Origin of the sequence: Streptomyces shenzhenensis (genome assembly GCF_021462265.1) — a bacterium.
GTDB classification, from domain to species: Bacteria; Actinomycetota; Actinomycetes; order Streptomycetales; family Streptomycetaceae; genus Streptomyces; species Streptomyces shenzhenensis.
The window spans coordinates 141,663-158,279 of the sequence record NZ_JAJONF010000009.1 but is presented as its reverse complement, the minus strand read 5'-3'; the positions used below and the strand labels follow the sequence as shown (position 1 = coordinate 158,279).

11 protein-coding genes are annotated in these 16,617 nt (G+C 73.0%); 6 read left to right on the top strand and 5 right to left on the bottom strand.

Annotation, left to right across the window (positions count from 1 at the left end):
• Positions 1-23: 23 nt before the first annotated feature.
• Positions 24-1,367: a cation:proton antiporter gene (locus LQ326_RS15165; protein ID WP_234536741.1), complete on the bottom strand. Its 1,344-nt coding sequence runs from the start codon at positions 1,365-1,367 to the stop codon at positions 24-26.
• Between the two features lie 294 nt (positions 1,368-1,661).
• On the opposite strand from LQ326_RS15165, the gene LQ326_RS15160 reads away from it, so the two are divergent.
• From LQ326_RS15160 to LQ326_RS15140, 5 genes are all read left to right on the top strand, one after another.
• The gene (locus LQ326_RS15160) at positions 1,662-2,720 is read left to right on the top strand and encodes a hypothetical protein (RefSeq protein WP_234536739.1); all 1,059 of its coding nucleotides are present in this window, start codon (positions 1,662-1,664) and stop codon (positions 2,718-2,720) included.
• Positions 2,717-3,829: an effector-associated domain 2-containing protein gene (locus LQ326_RS48295; protein WP_234536736.1), complete on the top strand. Its 1,113-nt coding sequence runs from the start codon at positions 2,717-2,719 to the stop codon at positions 3,827-3,829. Before LQ326_RS15160 ends, LQ326_RS48295 begins: the two co-directional genes overlap by 4 nt.
• A 73-nt stretch (positions 3,830-3,902) precedes the next feature.
• On the top strand, positions 3,903-4,079 hold the full coding sequence (locus tag LQ326_RS15150; RefSeq protein WP_234536734.1) for a hypothetical protein: 177 nt from the start codon (positions 3,903-3,905) through the stop codon (positions 4,077-4,079).
• A 22-nt stretch (positions 4,080-4,101) separates the two neighbouring features.
• Entirely contained in the window at positions 4,102-5,898 is a 1,797-nt protein-coding gene (locus LQ326_RS15145; protein ID WP_234536732.1) for an HEXXH motif domain-containing protein, read from the top strand.
• Between the two features lie 542 nt (positions 5,899-6,440).
• Positions 6,441-7,319: an alpha/beta fold hydrolase gene (locus LQ326_RS15140; protein ID WP_234536728.1), complete on the top strand. Its 879-nt coding sequence runs from the start codon at positions 6,441-6,443 to the stop codon at positions 7,317-7,319.
• Positions 7,320-7,357: 38 nt separating this feature from the next.
• Here the strand turns inward: LQ326_RS15140 and fxsT are convergent, their stop codons facing one another.
• The 4 genes from fxsT to LQ326_RS15120 form a co-directional block, all read right to left on the bottom strand.
• Positions 7,358-11,287: an FxSxx-COOH system tetratricopeptide repeat protein gene (gene fxsT / locus LQ326_RS15135; protein ID WP_234536725.1), complete on the bottom strand. Its 3,930-nt coding sequence runs from the start codon at positions 11,285-11,287 to the stop codon at positions 7,358-7,360.
• Complete coding sequence (locus LQ326_RS15130; RefSeq protein WP_234536722.1) at positions 11,284-12,573, bottom strand: TIR-like protein FxsC; 1,290 nt, start codon at positions 12,571-12,573, stop codon at positions 11,284-11,286. Before LQ326_RS15130 ends, fxsT begins: the two co-directional genes overlap by 4 nt.
• 436 nt (positions 12,574-13,009) lie before the next feature.
• On the bottom strand, positions 13,010-15,160 hold the full coding sequence (gene fxsBH, locus LQ326_RS15125) for a radical SAM/SPASM protein FxsBH, inactivated beta-hydroxylase extension form (protein WP_234536719.1): 2,151 nt from the start codon (positions 15,158-15,160) through the stop codon (positions 13,010-13,012).
• Positions 15,161-15,321: 161 nt separating this feature from the next.
• Entirely contained in the window at positions 15,322-15,486 is a 165-nt protein-coding gene (locus LQ326_RS15120; RefSeq protein WP_181805825.1) for a hypothetical protein, read from the bottom strand.
• Between the two features lie 188 nt (positions 15,487-15,674).
• Here LQ326_RS15120 and LQ326_RS15115 point away from each other — a divergent pair, with 188 nt between their 5' ends.
• Positions 15,675-16,592 carry a DUF4231 domain-containing protein gene (locus LQ326_RS15115; protein ID WP_234536717.1) on the top strand — a complete coding sequence of 306 codons (918 nt, stop codon included), beginning with the start codon at positions 15,675-15,677 and terminating at the stop codon, positions 16,590-16,592.
• Positions 16,593-16,617 lie beyond the last annotated feature (25 nt).

The window sequence follows — 16,617 nt, the reverse complement described above, 5'->3', positions numbered from 1 at the left end:
GGCGGCCCGGTCCGGCACCGCTGCTATGGCTGGGGCGTCGGTTCGGGGTCGACGGCCGAGGCCTGTCCGGGGTCCGGTCCGGGCCAGGCGCCGGGCGTCCGCTGCTCGTCGGAGCCGCTGCCTGCGGGTTCCGGCGCCGGGCCGGCCGGGCGGCCCAGCGCCGCGGTCAGCGGCCCGGCGGCGGCCGTGGTGACGAGCGCCATCAGGACCAGCAGCGCGTACAGCCGGGCGCCGATCACCCCCGCCTGCAACCCCACGTTCAGCACGATGAGTTCGGTGAGCCCCCGGGTGTTGAGCAGGACGCCGATCAGCAGCGAGTCACGCCAGGGCAGCCGGGCGACGCCCCGGGCCGACAGACAGCCGGCAGCCACCTTGCCGACCACCGCCGCGGCGCATATCACCAGCAGGAGCACCAGGTCAAAGGCGTGCAGCCCGGTGAGCTGGACCGACATCCCGGAGATCGTGAAGAACACCGGCAGCAGCAGGCCGCCGGTCTCCTGGAGCGGGCGCAGCACCTGGCTGTCGGGAGCTCCGTCGCGCTGGCGGGGCATGACGATCCCGGCCAACAGCGCACCGAAGATCACGTGCAGTCCGAGCGCGCTGGTGGCCCAGGACGAGGCCAGCGCCAGGGCGGCGGCGACGGGGACATGATTGGTCATCAGGGCGCCGGGCCGGTTCATCCACCACTTCAGCACCGGCCGTACGACGAGGAACATCGCCAGTACGTAGGCCGCCAGCAGTGCCACCTTCTCGGTCCAGGCGCCCACCGAGCCGTTCTCGCCGCCGATCAGGGCGATCGCCAGCACCGGCCAGCTCAGTGCGTCGATGACACCGGCGGCCGCCATGGCGATGGTGGCGGGCCTGGTGCCGGCCAGGCCCTGGTCCCTGATGATGCTCGCCAGCACGGGGACCGCCGTGATGGACAGGGCGACGGCCATATAGACGACGAATGTCGCGTCGATCGGATGCCCGCCGTTGGCGGAACGGAAACCTCCGGGATACAGCAGCACGATGCCGGCCCCGATCAGCATGGGAATCCCGAACCCGCTCAGCGAGACCGCGGTCACCGTGCCGCGATTGCGCAGCTGGCCGAGGTCGAGTTCATAGCCGACCGCGAAGAGGAAGAGCACCAGCGCGACTTGCGCCACCGAAGTCAGAATTGGCTTGATCTGGTCCGGGAACAGGGTTTCGTACACCCCGCCGGGGGCCAGGCCGAACAGGCTGGGACCGAGGGCGATGCCGGCGAATAACTGCCCGATGACCGGGGGCTGACGAAGCCTGCGAGCCGCCGCGCCCAGAGCGGAGGAGACCGCGATCACCACCGCGAGAGCTGCGACGACGTGAGTGACAGTGGAGTCGATGCTCACCGGCATCCCCCTTCGGCAAGTGCCGCACTCTGTGGCGTTGTTCACATGCAGTGTAGCCGGTGCGGGGGCAACTGACCTATTGTTGCCTGCGTTTGAAATATGCCGTTCGGAAGCGGGGGGTCGGCGGTGACGACGGTCTTATTCGTACACGGTACGGGCGTGCGCGAGCCGGGATTCAGCGGAACCGTGGAGGCTGTTCGGCGGGGATTACGGCCGTTACGGCCCGAAGTCCGCATGTCTTCCTGTTATTGGGGAGGAAGTGCCGGATCGGTTCTGCATTCGAACGGTATTTCCGTGCCGGGGTACGGGACGGGGCGTGAATTACCGCGTTCGGGTGCCCCCGGCGCGCCGGAGGGGGACCTCGACGAGGACGTCGAATTCTGGGGACTTCTTTATCTGGACCCGCTGCTCGAACTGCGCCTGCTCACCGCGGAGACCACGGGGAGAACGGAGCTGGCCCCCGGCGCACCGCCGCCCGGCGAGGCCCTCCTGGCGGCGGCCCCGGCGCTCACCGCGGACGAGGGGCTGCGCCGGCTGCTGGGCGCGGCGGGCCTCGCGGAGGACTTCGCCGCCGCCGTGGCCGCCGTACTGACCACCGACGACTGCCGCCGCTTCCTGCGCGCCCCGGCCGAGGGCGCCGGCCCGGCCGAACTGGCCCGTGCCTTCGTGGCCGAGGCGGTGCGCCGCCGGACCGAACGGCAGGAACCGGCGCCGGCCCTCGACGGCACCGCCCGCGACGAGGCGGTCGCCCGGATCGCCGCCCTGCTCCCCGGCCCCGCCGCGACCGGGGACGGGCCTGGCACGCACCGGGGCCCGGTGACCCGGCGGATCAAGCGGCTGACGGGACGGCTGGCGCTCGGCCTGGCCTCCGCCCAGGCGGTCAGACGGCGTTCGGCGCTCACCGACGCGGCCCATCCGGCCGCCGGGGACGTGCTGCTCTACCTGGCCCGCGGCGGCCCGATCCGCGAGGCCGTCGCGGCGGCCGTACAGGAGGCCGAGCCGCCGGTCGTGCTGCTCGCCCACAGCCTCGGCGGCATAGCCGCGCTGGACCTGCTGGTGCTGCGGCCGCTGCCGCAGGTCGCGCTGCTGGTGACCGTCGGCTCGCAGGCGCCGTTCCTGTACGAGCTGGGGGCGCTGCCCAGCCTGGAGCCCGGCAGCCCGCTGCCCGCCCACGTACCGCGCTGGCTCAACGTGTACGACCGGCGGGACCTGCTCAGCTACCTCGGCGCCGGTGTCTTCCCCGGCCGGGTCCAGGACGTCGCCCTGGACAGCCGCCAGCCCTTCCCGCTCTCCCACAGCGCCTACTGGAGCAACCCCGAGCTGTACCGCCTCCTGGCCGAGGAGCTGCCGTGACCGCCGCCGCCCGCCCGGACCGGACGTACGCCGTCGTCGTCGGCGTGGAACGCTATGCCGCCGGCCCGTCCTGGGACCTGCCGGGTCCGGCCGCCGACGCCCGCCGCTTCACTGCCTGGCTGCGCCGCCGAGGAGTGCCCGCGGCACACATCTCCCTGCTGCTGGACGCCCTGCCCGGGACGGGCGGACCCGAGACGGACGTGACCGCCCGTCCCGCCGGGCGGGAGACCGTCCAGGAGGTGCTGACGCGCCGGCTGCCCGCGCTGGAGGGCGATCTGCTGTTCGTCGTCTGGGGCGGCCACGGGGTCACCGACCCGCAAGGGCACCGCAGGCTCTTCTACGCCGACGCCACCGCCGACGACAAACGCAACCTCGACCTGGACGCCTGGCTGACCGCTCTCACCACCGACGCGCTGCCCGGCTTCCGGCGCCAGATCTGGCTGGTCGACTCCTGCCAGACCTTCGTCGAGGACCTGGGCTTCGCGCGCTCCCTCCCCGGCGAAGTCCCGGCCCACGGCGACCGGTTGCCGGGCCGGGAGCAGTTCGTGCTGCTGGCCTCGGGACCGGGGCAGCGGGCGGTCAACGACCCGGTAGGGCGGACCGGGGCGTTCTCCCGGGCCGTACTGGCCACGCTGGAGGCCTCGGACGGCGAGAACTGGCCACCCGACATGGACGCGGTCGCCCGGGACGTGATCGGACGCTTCACCGAGGGAGGACAGCGACCCACCTCGCTGTGGTACCGGTCCGGGGCCGGCGACGTACGCCATTACGACTTCCCCGCCACCCGGCGGCGTGCGGAACCGGTGCCGGACGCGGCCCTGGCCGAACTCGTCGCCCTGCTGGCCGGATGGCCCGCCCTGGCCGACCGTGACCAGCGGCAACTCGTCGTCGGCATGCTGCCCGTCGACCTGGCCGGCGCCATCCCGAGGCTGGGCGCGGCCCGGGCGGACATCATCAGCATCGTGCGCACCTGCCGTCTGCACCCGGGAGGCCTGGCCGCCCTCGTCGAGGCGCTCGGGGCGCTCGACCCGGGCTCGCTGGCACAGGGCGAGCTGAAGGACTGGGCGGCCCGCCGGCTGCCGCCCGGGTCAGCGGGGCGACCGGCCTGATCACGGTCTTCCCGGTACCTGGTCCATGCGTCATCATGAAATCAACGGGAGGACGTTCTCAGGGGGACGGCACATGAACACGTCCGCGGACTCGGTGCGATCCGAACTGCCCGATCTCAGCGATACCGCGCTCCTCGACCTTCGGTCACGGCATCCGGACGTCTACGCGCGTGCACTGGACCGGCTGCTGCGCCAGGTCGAGCGGCTACGGATCAACTTCGGTGACGGACCACCTGGACGGGCTGACTGACGGTCCCTACGGAAGGAGACACGTGCAGGAGGACGGAGGCTCCGCGTCCGCCCATGCCGCTACCCACGTGATTCCCTCGGCGTATTTCGACGATCTGGCGGCGGGCCGGGGCGGTCCGGAGGCGGTTCGTTTCCTGTGGTCCACCGAGTACAGCAGGCGGCTCCTGCTGCTGAGGGCCCTGCTCGACACCATTGCCGCGACCCCGGGCGCGCTCGGTCCGCTGCCGCCCGTCGACACCGCGTGGGACATCCTGACGGCGGCTCAGCAGCGCACCCCGGAGGGCTTCGGGGAGCTGCTGCTGCACCCACAGGTCGGCATCTGGCTGGGGCACAGCCTGCGCCGGCTCAGGCACCGGGCCTGGGGCGACGGGCCGCTGTGGACCGACCTCGGCCATCTGCACGCGGTGTGCGCGGTCGCCGCGCTGCGCGCGGGGCTGCCGCTGCGCACCACCGTGCCGCTGCGGGACGGCACCGCGATGTTCCCGGCGCTCGGGCTGGCCCGCCTGCCGGACCGCCCGCGGTGGGGGACGGCGGAGGTGGTCGTGGCGGCGGGGCGGCTGCAGGTGGACCCGTACGGCACCGGCGTGGGGCCGCCCGAGCCGCCCGGGACCCCCGACGGCGACGCCCCCGGGTGGCAGGGCCTGCGCAGCCTGCGGACCGACGCGGCGGGTCGGCCGGTGACCGTCTGGCTGGACGACATCGACCCCTACCGGGACCTGAGCGAACCACTGCCTCCGCGCCGCCTCGACAAGGACGAACTGGCCCGCTGGCGGGAGGGGTTCGACCGCGCGCTGCATCTGCTCGCGCGCAGCGACCCGAATATGGCCGCCGCCATGGCCGAGGGGCTGCGCACCATCGCCGAGGTGCGCGGGGCACCGGCCTGGGCGGTCCTCAGCGCCTCCTCCGGCGACGCCTTCGGCGGCCTGCTCTCCTCGCTGCCCCCGGACCCGGTCAGTTTCGCGGTCACCCTGGTCCACGAGTTCCAGCACACCAAACTCGGCGCCCTGCTCCACTTGCTGACGCTGGAGCGGGACAGCGGGACCGAGCGGCACTACGCCCCCTGGCGCAACGACCCGCGTCCGCTGAGCGGCCTGCTCCAGGGCGCCTACGCGTTCCTGGGCATCACCGACTTCTGGTGCAGGTACCTGGATCACGCGCCGCCGGCCCGGCGCCCGCTGGCGCAGTTCGAGTTCGCCCTGCGCAGGCGGCAGACCCAGGAGGCGGTCCACACCCTGCTCGCCGACCCCGCCCTGACCGCGCACGGCCGCCGCTTCCTGCGGGGCATGGCCGCGCGGCTGCCGGCCTGGTGGTCGGACGGCCGGATCCCGCCGGACCTCGTCGCCCTGGCCGAATTCGTGGCCACCGACCACCGCACCGGCTGGCGCGTCCGGCATCTGGCCCCCGCCCCGGACGACGTCCGCGCCCTGGCCCGGGCCTTCACCGCCGGTGCCGCGGCCACCGGGCCCGTCGCCGGGTCCACCGTCGTCCCCGATCTCGCCGCGCCGTGGCCCCAGGCCCGTACCGGACTGATCCGGCAAAGCCTCGCCGTACCGTCCGACGGCGACTGGCCCGCCCCGTCCGCCGCCGACCGCGCCCTGGTCGCCGGGGACCCCGCCGCCCCCGAGGCCTACGCCCGCCTGCTGGCGAGCGATCCCGAGGACGCCGAGGCATGGACCGGCCTGGTCCTCGCCCTCGACGCCCGCCCGTTGCTGCAGCGCCCCGAGCTGCCCCGCGCGGTGCACCGCGAGCTCCGTATGACCGGCACGGCGGCCGATCCGCGCGACGTCGCCCGCTGGCTGACCGCCGCTGCGGGCACCTGAGAAACGGCCGGGCGAGCGGGCCGCGGCTGGACGCGGCTCAGGAGGCCCCGTCAACTTTGCTGTCCCGCACCAGGCTTGGATGCGCCACGGGCGGGGCAGAGCCCTCCTACCGGACAGCAGCTACCGGTCAGGGCTCGGCAAGAGGAGGGCGTCATGGACGGTCGGATTCGCGTGCGCGTTGTTCGTCGGCCCGCTCCCCGCGGGCAGGAGATCGACCGCAGGACGCCCTCCGGGCGCATCCTGCCGTACTAGGAGACCCGGAGCGCGGTACGGAGCACGAGCGCGCGGGCAGTCCACACCGGCCGTGCCTCGAGTGCTGCACGGCGGCGGTTCGGGCACCTGCGCGGTGCGGGCCGGGGCGGCCGGGTGGTGTGCGGCCGTCCGCCGCCGGGTCCGCGCACCGGGCCGTCCTCAACCCGGGCCGTCCTCAAGTCGGGCCGTTTTCAAGCCGGTTGACCTGCATGTTCGTTTCGCCGTCCGGCTCTGCGGGCAATGGCCCGGCAACGCGGCCCCGGCCAGCGCCGCGGGAGGGGGACACGGCGGTGCCTGATCTGGTGCGGACGACGGGTGGGCGGCGGCTGCGGGTGGAGGTGTCCGGCGATCCCAAGGGGCGGCCGGTCTTCCTGCTGCACGGTATGCCCGGCAGCCGGGTGGGGCCGCGGCCCCGGGCGATGTTCCTGTACCAGCAGGGCGCCCGGCTCATCAGCTTCGACCGGCCGGGGTACGGGGGCTCGGACCGCCGCCCCGGACGGCGGGTCGTGGACGTCGTCGAGGACGTGGCGGCCGTCGCGGACGCCCTCGGACTGGGCCGGTTCGCGGTGGCCGGCCGCTCCGGCGGCGGACCGCACGCCCTCGCCTGCGCGGCGCTGCTGCCGGGCCGGGTGACCCGGGCGGCCGCCCTGGTGGGGCTCGCGCCCCGGGACGCCGAGGGGCTCGACTGGTTCGCCGGGATGGCACCGTTCAACGTCCTGGAGTTCCACACCGCCTTCACCGACCCGGAGCGGTACGCCGCCCGGATCATCCCGCGCTCGGCCGTCATCCGCAGCAACCCGGCGCGGCTGCTGGAGGACCTGCGCGCGGACCTGACCGAGGAGGACCGGCTGATCGTCTCCGACACCAGCATCCGGTCCATGCTGCTGCGCACCTACCACGAGGCGCTGCGCACCTCGCCGTACGGCTGGATCGACGACGCGTTCGCGCTGACCAGCCCGTGGGGCTTCGATCCGGCCCACATCGGGGTGCCGGTGCTGCTGTGGCACGGCGCCAAGGACGTGTTCTCGCCCGCCTCCCACTTCTCCTGGCTGGCCGCGCGCATCCCGCGCGCCAAGGCCGTCCTGGAGCCGAAGGCGGCGCACTTCGCGTCGCTGCGCGCCCTGCCCGACGTACTGGACTGGCTGCTGGCGGGGACACCCAGAGGATGACCGCGCCCGGCCGGCCGGGCGCCCCGGCCACGTGAGGCTCACACGGCCAGCGGCTCCAGGTCCCGGTACACCCGCCGTTCCTCCAGGGCGAAGCGGGTGATGCCGTTGTTCTCGCCGAGTTTCTCGCGCTGCCCCTGCAGCCTGCTGACGGCTTCCTCGCGCAGCGTGCGGGCCTCGTCCGGGCGGCCGAGGGCGCTCAGCGTGAGGGCGCCGTTGCTGACGACGGCCAGGGCCTCGGGATGGTCGGCGCCGAGGTCCGCGCGCAGCGCGTCGATGCTGAGCCGCTCCCGCTCCCAGGCCTCCTCCAGCCGGCCGCTCTGGGCGAGCACGATGGCGTAGTTGGCGGAGCAGAACTGGGTGTGCGGGTGGTGGGCGCCCAGCACCTCGGTCATGCGCTCCAGCACCTTCTGGAACACCTCCTCGGCCTTCTCCCTGTCACCGCAGCCCCAGTGGAAGACCGCGAGGTTGTTCATCGCGGTCTGCGTGTAGGGGTGGGCCTCGCCCGGCTTCTTCACGTACTCGGTGAGCACCTTCTGGGCGACGTCGCGCGCGGCCTCGGGGTCCTCGGCCGCGAACAGGTCGGCGGCGAGGTTGAGTTCGCAGGCGAGCGAGTCCGGGGTGGGCGCGGTGTACTGGGCGCGGTACTGCTTCAGCGTCTCCGACGTCAGCTGCCGCGCGTCCTCCAGCCTGCCCGCCCGGCGCAGCGACACCGCGAGCGACTTCGCGCACCGCAACGTGCCCGGGAACTCCTCGCCGAGCACCCGCTTGTGCTGCTCGTACGCCCGCGACAGCATGGCCACCGACGCCTGGTACTCGCCGACCTCGCGCAGGTCGCGGCCGAGGTTCTCCGCGGACGACAGCGTGTAGATGTGATCGGCGCCGTGCACCTGCGTACGGCGGGCGAGGGTGACCTCGTCGATCAGCAGGGCGTCCCGGTACCTGCCGACCATGCGCAGCGCAAGGGCGAGGTTGTTGGCCGCGTTCAGGGTGCGCGGGTGGGCCTCGTAGAACAGGTCGCTGAAGCCTTCGTGCGCCTCCTTGGCCAGCTCCACCGCCCTGGTGTACTCGCCGAGTGCCGCGAGGTCGCTGGAGAGGCCGGAGGTGGTGATGAACGTGTGCGGGTGCCGGTCGCCGAGCAGCCGGCGCTGCCGGCGCAGCACGTCGTCGTCCATCTCCCGCGCCTCGACGTACAGTCCCTGGGAGCGCAGCACGTTGGCGAGCTGGCAGCGCAGGTACAGGTACTGCTCGTCGTCCTCGCCGAGCGGTTCCCGCCAGTGGTCGAGGAGTTCCTCGGCGAGGCGCTGCGCCCGCGGGAACTCGCCGCGCTTCCACAGGTAGCGGACGCGGTCGATGAGCAGCCGGCGCGGCTCCGCCTCGGTGCAGTTGCGGACGTCGGAGGCGGTCAGGTGCGGCCAGATGATGTCGAACTGCGCCCAGTTCTCCCGGTTGTCGGTGGGCTCGTCGCCCTTGGGCCGGGCGCCTCGGAGGATCTCGTGCACCGTGTGCCGGGCCTTGCGCCGTTCCTCCTCCGTCATCTGGGAGCGGATCACCGCCTGCACCAGGCGGTGCACCTGGATCGAGCGGTTGATCTGGTCGACCTTGGCGAGCGCGAGCTTGCCGATCTCCCGCACCAGCTGGCCGATCAGCATGCTCTCCGTCAGGCGCAGGGCGGAGAGCATCTCGTCGCTGTCGTAGAGCAGTTCGGAGGAGATCGGCTCGGCGGCGAGGAACGCGCACAGCTGCAGCAGCCGGACCGAGGCGGGCGAGCGTTCCTTCAGCCGCTCGATGGAGATGTTCCAGGTGGCGGCCACCGTCTCGGGGTAGTCGGAGGGCTGGTTGAGCCCCATCACCGCCGCCGTCTCCTCGGTGAGGCGGCGCAGGTACTCGGCCGTGGGCATGGCGGTCTCGGCCAGCCAGGCACCGGCCTGCTCCACCGCGAGCGGCAGGTCGCCCACGGCCTCCGCGACCTGGTCGGCCTCCGCGGAGGTGAGGCCCGGCGCGCGCCGGGACAGGTGCTCCTTGCTCTCCTGCCGCTGGAAGACGTCGACCTGGAGCGTCTGTCCCTTGTCCGACCACGCCTGGTTGCGCGAGGTGACCAGGATGTGGCCGCCGCCGGTGGTGGGCATGTAACCGGCGAGGTCGTCGGGGTCGTCGGCGTTGTCGAAGACGAGGATCCACCGCTTGGTGGGGTTGCCCCGGGAGAGCATGCGCACGGTCTCCTTGCTGGCCAGCGCCATGTCCTCACCGCCGGGCGCGCCGATGCGGGAGCCGAGTTCGGCGAGCGAGGCCACCACGTTGTCGACGTTCTCGGACGGCACCCACCACACCAGGTCGTAGTCGGCGCCGAACCGGTGCACGTACTCCAGCGCGATCTGCGTCTTGCCGACCCCGCCCATCCCGAACAGCGCCTGGTGCTGGGGCAGTACGGCGGTCATGCCGCTGCGCAGCTGCTCGCGCACCTTTTCGAGGATGTAACCCCGGCCGGTGAACGTGCTGTTGCGCTGCGGCACGTTCCAGTGGTCCGGCACATGGCCGGGGAACCGGGGCGCCGCCGGTCCGCCCTTCGGCAGCTGCGCGGGCAGTTCGAGCGCGCCGAGCAGCGCCGCCTCGCATCCGGGTTCGTCGAGTCCGTGCAGGTCGACCAGGTCGGCCTGGTGCTGGTACGACTCCGGTGGCTGGACCTCGTCGACCCGCACCGGAATCAGTGATCCCGGCAGCGCGTCGCCGCCGGCCGCCGGGCCCGGCAGGTCCTCGGTGTGCCGGGAGTCGTACAGGGCCTTGGACCACAGCACCAGGGCGCGGGTGCCGGGAGCGGGACCGCCGAGCGGTCCGGCGGCCAGGTCGTGCAGGGCGACGGCGCACCCCGCCCGCTTCAGCAGCGACTCGGCCCAGTCGGCCCACATCCGGTTCTCCGCGGCGTAGGCGATCTCCACCCGCACCGCGGAGGTCTGCGGCCGCCGCCGGATGAACGCGTCCCGGCAGCGCAGTCGCGCCGGATCGGGGATCGGCGGCAGCGAGGTGACCTCGTTGTCGGTCACGAACGCGGTGAGCCGCTCGAACGCGGCCAGCAGCGACTTCGGGTCGCCCTTCTTGTCACCGACGACGGCGAGCGTCTCCTCGTACGCGTAGTACGGCTTGTACGGGATTTCGACGCTGCCCCAGTAGGCGGTGATGTCGTCGGCGCTCAGCCGCTCCCCGCCCGGCCCCTTCGGCAGTCCGGCGAACTTCGCCCGGGCCACCGCGCGGCCCGCCTCGACCTTGTCCTTCTCGCCGTCGTCGACGCGCATCGGCACCGGCAGCACCCGGATCCGCCGCTTGCGGCTCTCGTCACCGACGCTGTACGCCACGTCGGCGGCGCCGTCCAGGGCCTGGTCGCTGAAGGTGAAGCAGTCGACGAGGAGGTCGGGCATCTGGAGGGTGCAGATGTCCGCGGTGTCCGATCGTCCGGTGCGCGAGTCGATCAGGACGTAGTCGTACGACCGCTTCATGCTGTCGCGCAGGGCCTCCAGGAACATGCCGCCGCCGAGACGGTCGTAGAAGTTGTCCCACTCCAGGGAGGACGCCGTGCCCGTGTAGGCGCGGAACTGCTTTCCCGCGGAGAGGAAGTCGAGCGAGCCGCCCTTCTCGAAGCCGAGCCCCTGCCGTTCGGGGGAGAGCGAGACGGCGTGCTGCTCGACGTCCGCGAACTCCAGGTGCCAGGGGCCCGTGCGGGTGATGCCGTCCGTCGCCGCCCAGGCGTAGTCCTGGAGGATGTTGAGGACGCCCCCGGTGGCGGCGAGCACGTTGGGGTCCAGGAACGGGTGGAAGAAACGATCCAGCCCGGGGGCCTCCAGGTCCCAGTCCACCGCGAGTACGCGTTTGCCGTTGGCCGCGAGGATCCACGCGGTGTTGGCGAGCGCCATCGTCCGTCCGGTGCCGCCCTTGTACGAGTAGAAGGTGATGATGCGTCCGTCGCGTGCGGCCGTCATGCCTCTCCTCCGGGGTCGTCTCCCGTGTCCGGGCCGGACGACGGGTAGGGGTCCGCCAGACGGGGCCTGGGGACGTGCGGGCCCGGCGGCAGTCGGACCTCCGCGTTCTTCAGGAACTGCCGGGTCGTGTAGGCGACCACCTCGGGCAGCACCCTGGTGAAGGACTTGAGCGTGGGTACGCCGTTGACGGCGATCCGGGTGTCGCTGCGCCGGGCCCGCTCCAGGATCGTCGGCATCACCCGTTCCAGCTCCTCGGCGAGCCGCCGCCCCTGCTCCCCGTGGTTCTGCAGGTCCGCCCGGCAGCGCGGCACGATCGCGCTCACCCACGGGCGGGCGTACGCGTCGAACGTCTTCAGCCTGCCGCGGCGTTCCTCGTCGCTCAGCGCCCACTGGTCCACCAGCAGGATGCCGGGCTGCCGCTCCCCGGATCCGTGCGGTTCCTCGACGGGGTTCTCGTCGTCGAAGGCGGCGACGGTCACCCGGTAGTCCAGCGAGCGGATCAGTTCCTCGGCGTGCGTGGACAGCGCGCGGGTCGACTCGGTGTGGTACGGGTTCCAGTCCAGCGCGTCGTCGCCGTACGGCCGGGCGTCGCGGTGCTCCGGGACCGAGTCCTCGCTGGGCGCGGCCACGGTCAGCCGGATGTGCCGGGGTCCGGCGCCGCGCGGTTTGAAGGCGCTCGGGGTGCTCTCGTAGTCCCGGGGACGGCCGGGCGGCAGCCCGGACTCGCGGGCCGCCTGCACGATGCGCTCGGCGAGGCCGAACACGGTCTCGTCGTACTCGTCGCGCAGCCGGCTGAGCTTGATCAGCCCGTAGATCCCGTTGCTCAGGTACCGCCCGCCCGACGAGGTGTTCTCGACGTGGATGTGCCGTACCGAGTCCGGCAGTTCGCGCATGTCGACGCGCGTCCACAGGGCGGGCACGATGGCGGAGGCGGTGGCCGTGCCGGTGGTCCTGGCGTTCAGCATCCGCTCGTGGAACGCGTACCACTCGCGGCCGCACATCTCGCTGGAGAAGTAGCGCGGTGAGAACAGCGGCACGAACACCCGGCAGGAGGCGAGGTTCTCGCTCAGTTTCTCGGGCCAGCCCTCCCCGGAGCGCATCTCCCGGTCCATGAAGCCGGCCGGGCAGCCCGCGGGCAGGTCGGTGAGGGCCATGATGTGGTTGCACAGGTCGTTGAACAGGACCCGCACCCAGTGGTCCGGGTCGCCGCCGTCCGGCCCCCACGCAGGGGTGTGGGCGTACGACAGGAAGAAATAGGGCCGGTTGTCCGGAACCCGATCCTGCACCCGTTCCCCCATGTCCGCACGTCCCCCTGCGCGTCGGCGAGCCGCTGGACGGACCCCGTCGCCGGTGCGCGCCTCCGCCGGACTCAACAATGTGCCCGACGGACCCCGTAACCGGTTCACTCCTTTCACGCCAAAGCCCGGCGATATCCAGACATCTGCCCCGTGACGTGGCCCGCCACGTCCCGCATCCCGCGGAGCACGACCGCCCGCGTGCCCCTGAAGGGCACGCGGCGCGGCAGCCGGACCGCCCCGAAGCCGTTGTCCTCCGGGGCGGGAGCGCCGTACGGGACCCGGCTGCCCCTTCCGTCCGGCACGCACCGGCAGGTGCGCCGGGGCCGCCTGGACCGCATCAGGTACCCGGCGTGGTGGCACGCGCCGCACCCGTCACCCGGCGGAGTGGCACGCGCCGCACCCCTCGAACGACCGCGTCACCCGGTCATGATCCCTCGCGGACACTCGACCACTGCGACCACATGCGGGCCACCAGCACGGCCCCGGTCGGGGTCAGTTCGGACTCCGGCAGCAGGGTGAGAGCCGTGAGCGCGGCCGCCGCCTCCTCCCGTGCCCGCCGGCCCAGCCCTTCGTCCGCCCGGTCCAGCAGGGCGCCGGCCGGGCTGCCCAGCCGGTGCAGGTCGGCCGTCTCGCGCAGGGCGGTCAGGCGGGCCCGGCGGCCGATACCGGTCAGTTCCCGGGCGAACTCCTCGGGCGTCACGTCGACCGCCACGCCCAGCGCCCCGAACCCGTGGGTACCGAGCACCAGACCGCTGCCCGCCGCCAGCGGGGTGAGGACCACGGGACGGAAGGCGTCCGGGTCGGAGTGCCGGTCCGGCGCGTCCTTCGCCAGCAGTTCGTAGGCGCGGGCCATCCGTTCGGCGAACTCGCCGCACTCCAGCGGCGGGGCGACGGGGAAGGGGTAGCAGTCCCGGTAGGGGTCGGCGTCGTCGACCAGCGGGCCGTCCTGGACCGGCAGCCGGTCCAGGGGACGCCAGCGCGCGGAGACGGGGACCTCGTCGAGGCGCACCCACACCGGGTCCCGCTCGCCGCCTTCGCGCACCCGGAAGGCGTCCGGGGCCACGGTGACCTCGATGCGTCCCGCGGCCTTGAGGCGGTAGGTGCCCCAGGTGGGCAGGTGCAGCCGGGTGCCGGGCTGGTCCCAGGACAGGACGGCCGCGGTCCCCGCCCGCAGGGCCGTGGCGGCGGCCAGGGACATGAACCGGGCCGTGTCGGCGGGGCCGCGCAGGGAGCGCTGGAGGCTGGTGCGCACGTACGGGTGCGCGAGCACCGCGTCGAGATGCCGGGCGGTCTCGGGGCGCGCGTCCAGGGCCAGCAGCAGCCGCCAGGCGTCCGCCCAGTCCGGCTCGGACGCCAGCTGCCCCCGCGCCCGGCGCAGCAGCAGCCGGTCCAGCTCCAGCTGGGCCCAGGAGAGGTGGGCCGAGCCCAGCACCGCGGGCGAGAACGAGCGGTCGGTCACCCGGTCGGCGATGCCCTCCACCAGGGAGCGCAGATCACCGCAGAAGACACTGGGGTTGTCGAACCCGTTCTCGGAGCTGTACCGGTGCCCGTACAGGCCGCCGCCGCAGGACCGCACCACCGGGCAGCGCCGGCAGGTGTCGCTGACCCCCTCGACGCCCCGCTGCCGGGCCTGGACACCGGGGTGCGCGGCGAACTCCGCGAAGCCGTGCCGGAAGACGTCGTACCCGGTCTCCGGAGCGCCCGCGTAGGCGGTCTTGAGCCAGTCGGCCTGCTCGAAGGTGCCGTCCGTCTCGATCACGGCGAGGTCGCTGGGCGCCAGGCCCAGCGCCTCGGTCAGGGGCGGTCCGCCGCGCAGCGTGCTGAGCACCGAGTCGAAGGTCCGCACCGGCATCGGGCGGCCCTGCCGCTCCCAGCGGTCGAAGACCGCGAGCAGCCAGTCGGCGTAGGGGGTGGCCGCCTGGGCGGGGTTGGGCGGCGGGGAGTCCCAGGTGGAGTGCGGCAGCAGGTAGTCGATCCGCGGCGGGGCCAGTTCGGAGAGGGCGTCGTGCACGGCGACCGGGTCGTTCGCGACGTCCACCGTGCACAGCACTCCGCTGAACAGGTGGCGGTACTCGGGCTCCTGGAGCAGCCGGATGCCGCGGACCACCCGGTCGTAGCTGCTGCGGCCCCCGCGGTCGAGCCGGTGCCGGTCGTTGGCGGCGCGGTCGCCGTCGAGCGACACGCTGACCCGGACCCCGAACTCCCGGCAGACGTCCAGGTGGCGCCGGTTCAGGGTGACCGCGTTGGTGTGCATGCGCAGGTCGAGCACGGTCAGCGGGGCGAGGGCGCGGGTCAGCTCCGCGCAGATGTCCCGCAGCCGGGCCGGGCCGACCAGCAGCGGCTCACCGCCGTGCAGGATCACCGAGACGGACTCGAGGGACCGGGAGGCGACGTGCTCCGCCAGCCGGGCGGCGACGGAACGCACCGTCCGAGGGCGGATGAAGGTGGGGCGCGACTGCCAGCTCTGGTCGGCGTGCTGGTACACGTAACAGTGGTCACAGAGCAGATCACACCTACTGTGGATCTTGAGGACCAACTGTCTCAGGGGTGGGCTGTCGGGCGACTGGCTCGTCACCGAAGGAAGTGTAGGCGCGCTTCCCACTCCCAGGGCGCGCCAAACCGTATTACTACGGCAAACATTGACGCACCATCAGCGCCCCGACGTGGGTACGAGCGACGCGTGCGGCCGCCGGCGCACCCACGTCAGTGCGCTGTCTCGCGCGTCGTCGCCTCTGCTCAGGCCGCCGAGTTGAAGGTGACCGACCGGTGCGAACGGTGGTCGGGGACGTCGATCACGCGGCCCGCGTCGCGCGACGCGGAGGCCTCGTACGGGTCGATGTCCGCCAGGCGGGTGTGCCGGGGGGCCGGCGCGGGGGCGAGGGAGTGCGTCGCGTTGGGCATGATGTTTCGTCGCTCCGGTTCGGGTGCGCGGAACCGTGTCTGGTCCCGATGGTGCGGACCCTATACCAGGAATGCCGCGTGAACCTCTTGTGCACGGGCCCGCGTTCCCCGCTCATTGTTTTGCTGGGCCATCTTGTCGGGGGCGCGCGCGAGCCTTCGGGGGCGTGCGGTGAATTCGGGGGGCGTTCATGGGGGCCGCTACCACTCCTGTACCGGGCACCACGCTGGGCGAACGGGATCTGCCGCCGTTGTTCCAGGTGAGTGACGAGTGGGCGTTACGCCATCAGAGTGACTCGTTCCGGGCGGTGCGCACGCATCTGATCCTGCTGCTTCTGGCCACCGCGGCCGCCGTTCTGACCGAGCAGGCGTCGGGCCATGTGATGACGGTGCTGGCCGCCGTGCTGTACGGGCTGACGATAGCCCTCGGCCTGAGCACCTCGCGCCGTCGCAGCCGCGCCCACTGGCAGGCGCACCGGGCCGCCGCCGAGCTGCTGAAGTCGCTGGCCTGGCAGTACATGGCGCACGGCGGCCCCTTCCACTCCCGTGTCGCCGACCCGGACGGGGTGTTCGCCGAGCGTCTCGAAGAACGCCTGCGCGAGCTGCGCACCTGCGGCTGGGAGGACCCCCGCAGCGACCCCGGCGAACGGGGCAAGGGCCAGATCACCCCGCGGATGCGCGCGGAGCGGGCCAAGTCCTTCGCGGCCCGCCGCGACCTCTACCTGCGCGACCGGCTCCTGGAGCAGACGGTCTGGTACAAGAACCGGGCCGCCCGCGCGCACCGCGCCGCCGCCCGCTGGTCCTTCGTCACCGCGGCGCTGACCCTCTTCGCCCTCGCCGCCGCCCTGCTGCGGACCGTCGGCCTGCTCGGCGGCGCCGACCTCGCGGGGCTGCTCAGCGCGGCCGCCGCGGCGGGCGTCGCCTGGCAGGAGGTACGCCGGCACGGTCCGCTGACGTACGCGCACTCCCTCATCGAACAGGATCTGGAGACCGCCCGGATCGCCATGACCACGACGGTGACGGAGACGGGCTGGGCCGAGGCGGTGGGGGAGACGGAGCGCCTGATGTCCCCGGCGCACACGGAGTGGCTGGTGCGCTTCGGCTCCTGACGCCGTTGCCGAGACCGTAGTCAGG

Coding starts and splice junctions, on each gene's coding strand:
- LQ326_RS15115 (WP_234536717.1), top strand. CDS start 15,675: ATGGGGGCCGCTACCACTCCTGTACCGGGCACCACGCTGGGCGAACGG.
- fxsT (WP_234536725.1), bottom strand. CDS start 11,287: ATGACGGCCGCACGCGACGGACGCATCATCACCTTCTACTCGTACAAG.
- LQ326_RS15150 (WP_234536734.1), top strand. CDS start 3,903: ATGAACACGTCCGCGGACTCGGTGCGATCCGAACTGCCCGATCTCAGC.
- LQ326_RS15120 (WP_181805825.1), bottom strand. CDS start 15,486: ATGCCCAACGCGACGCACTCCCTCGCCCCCGCGCCGGCCCCCCGGCAC.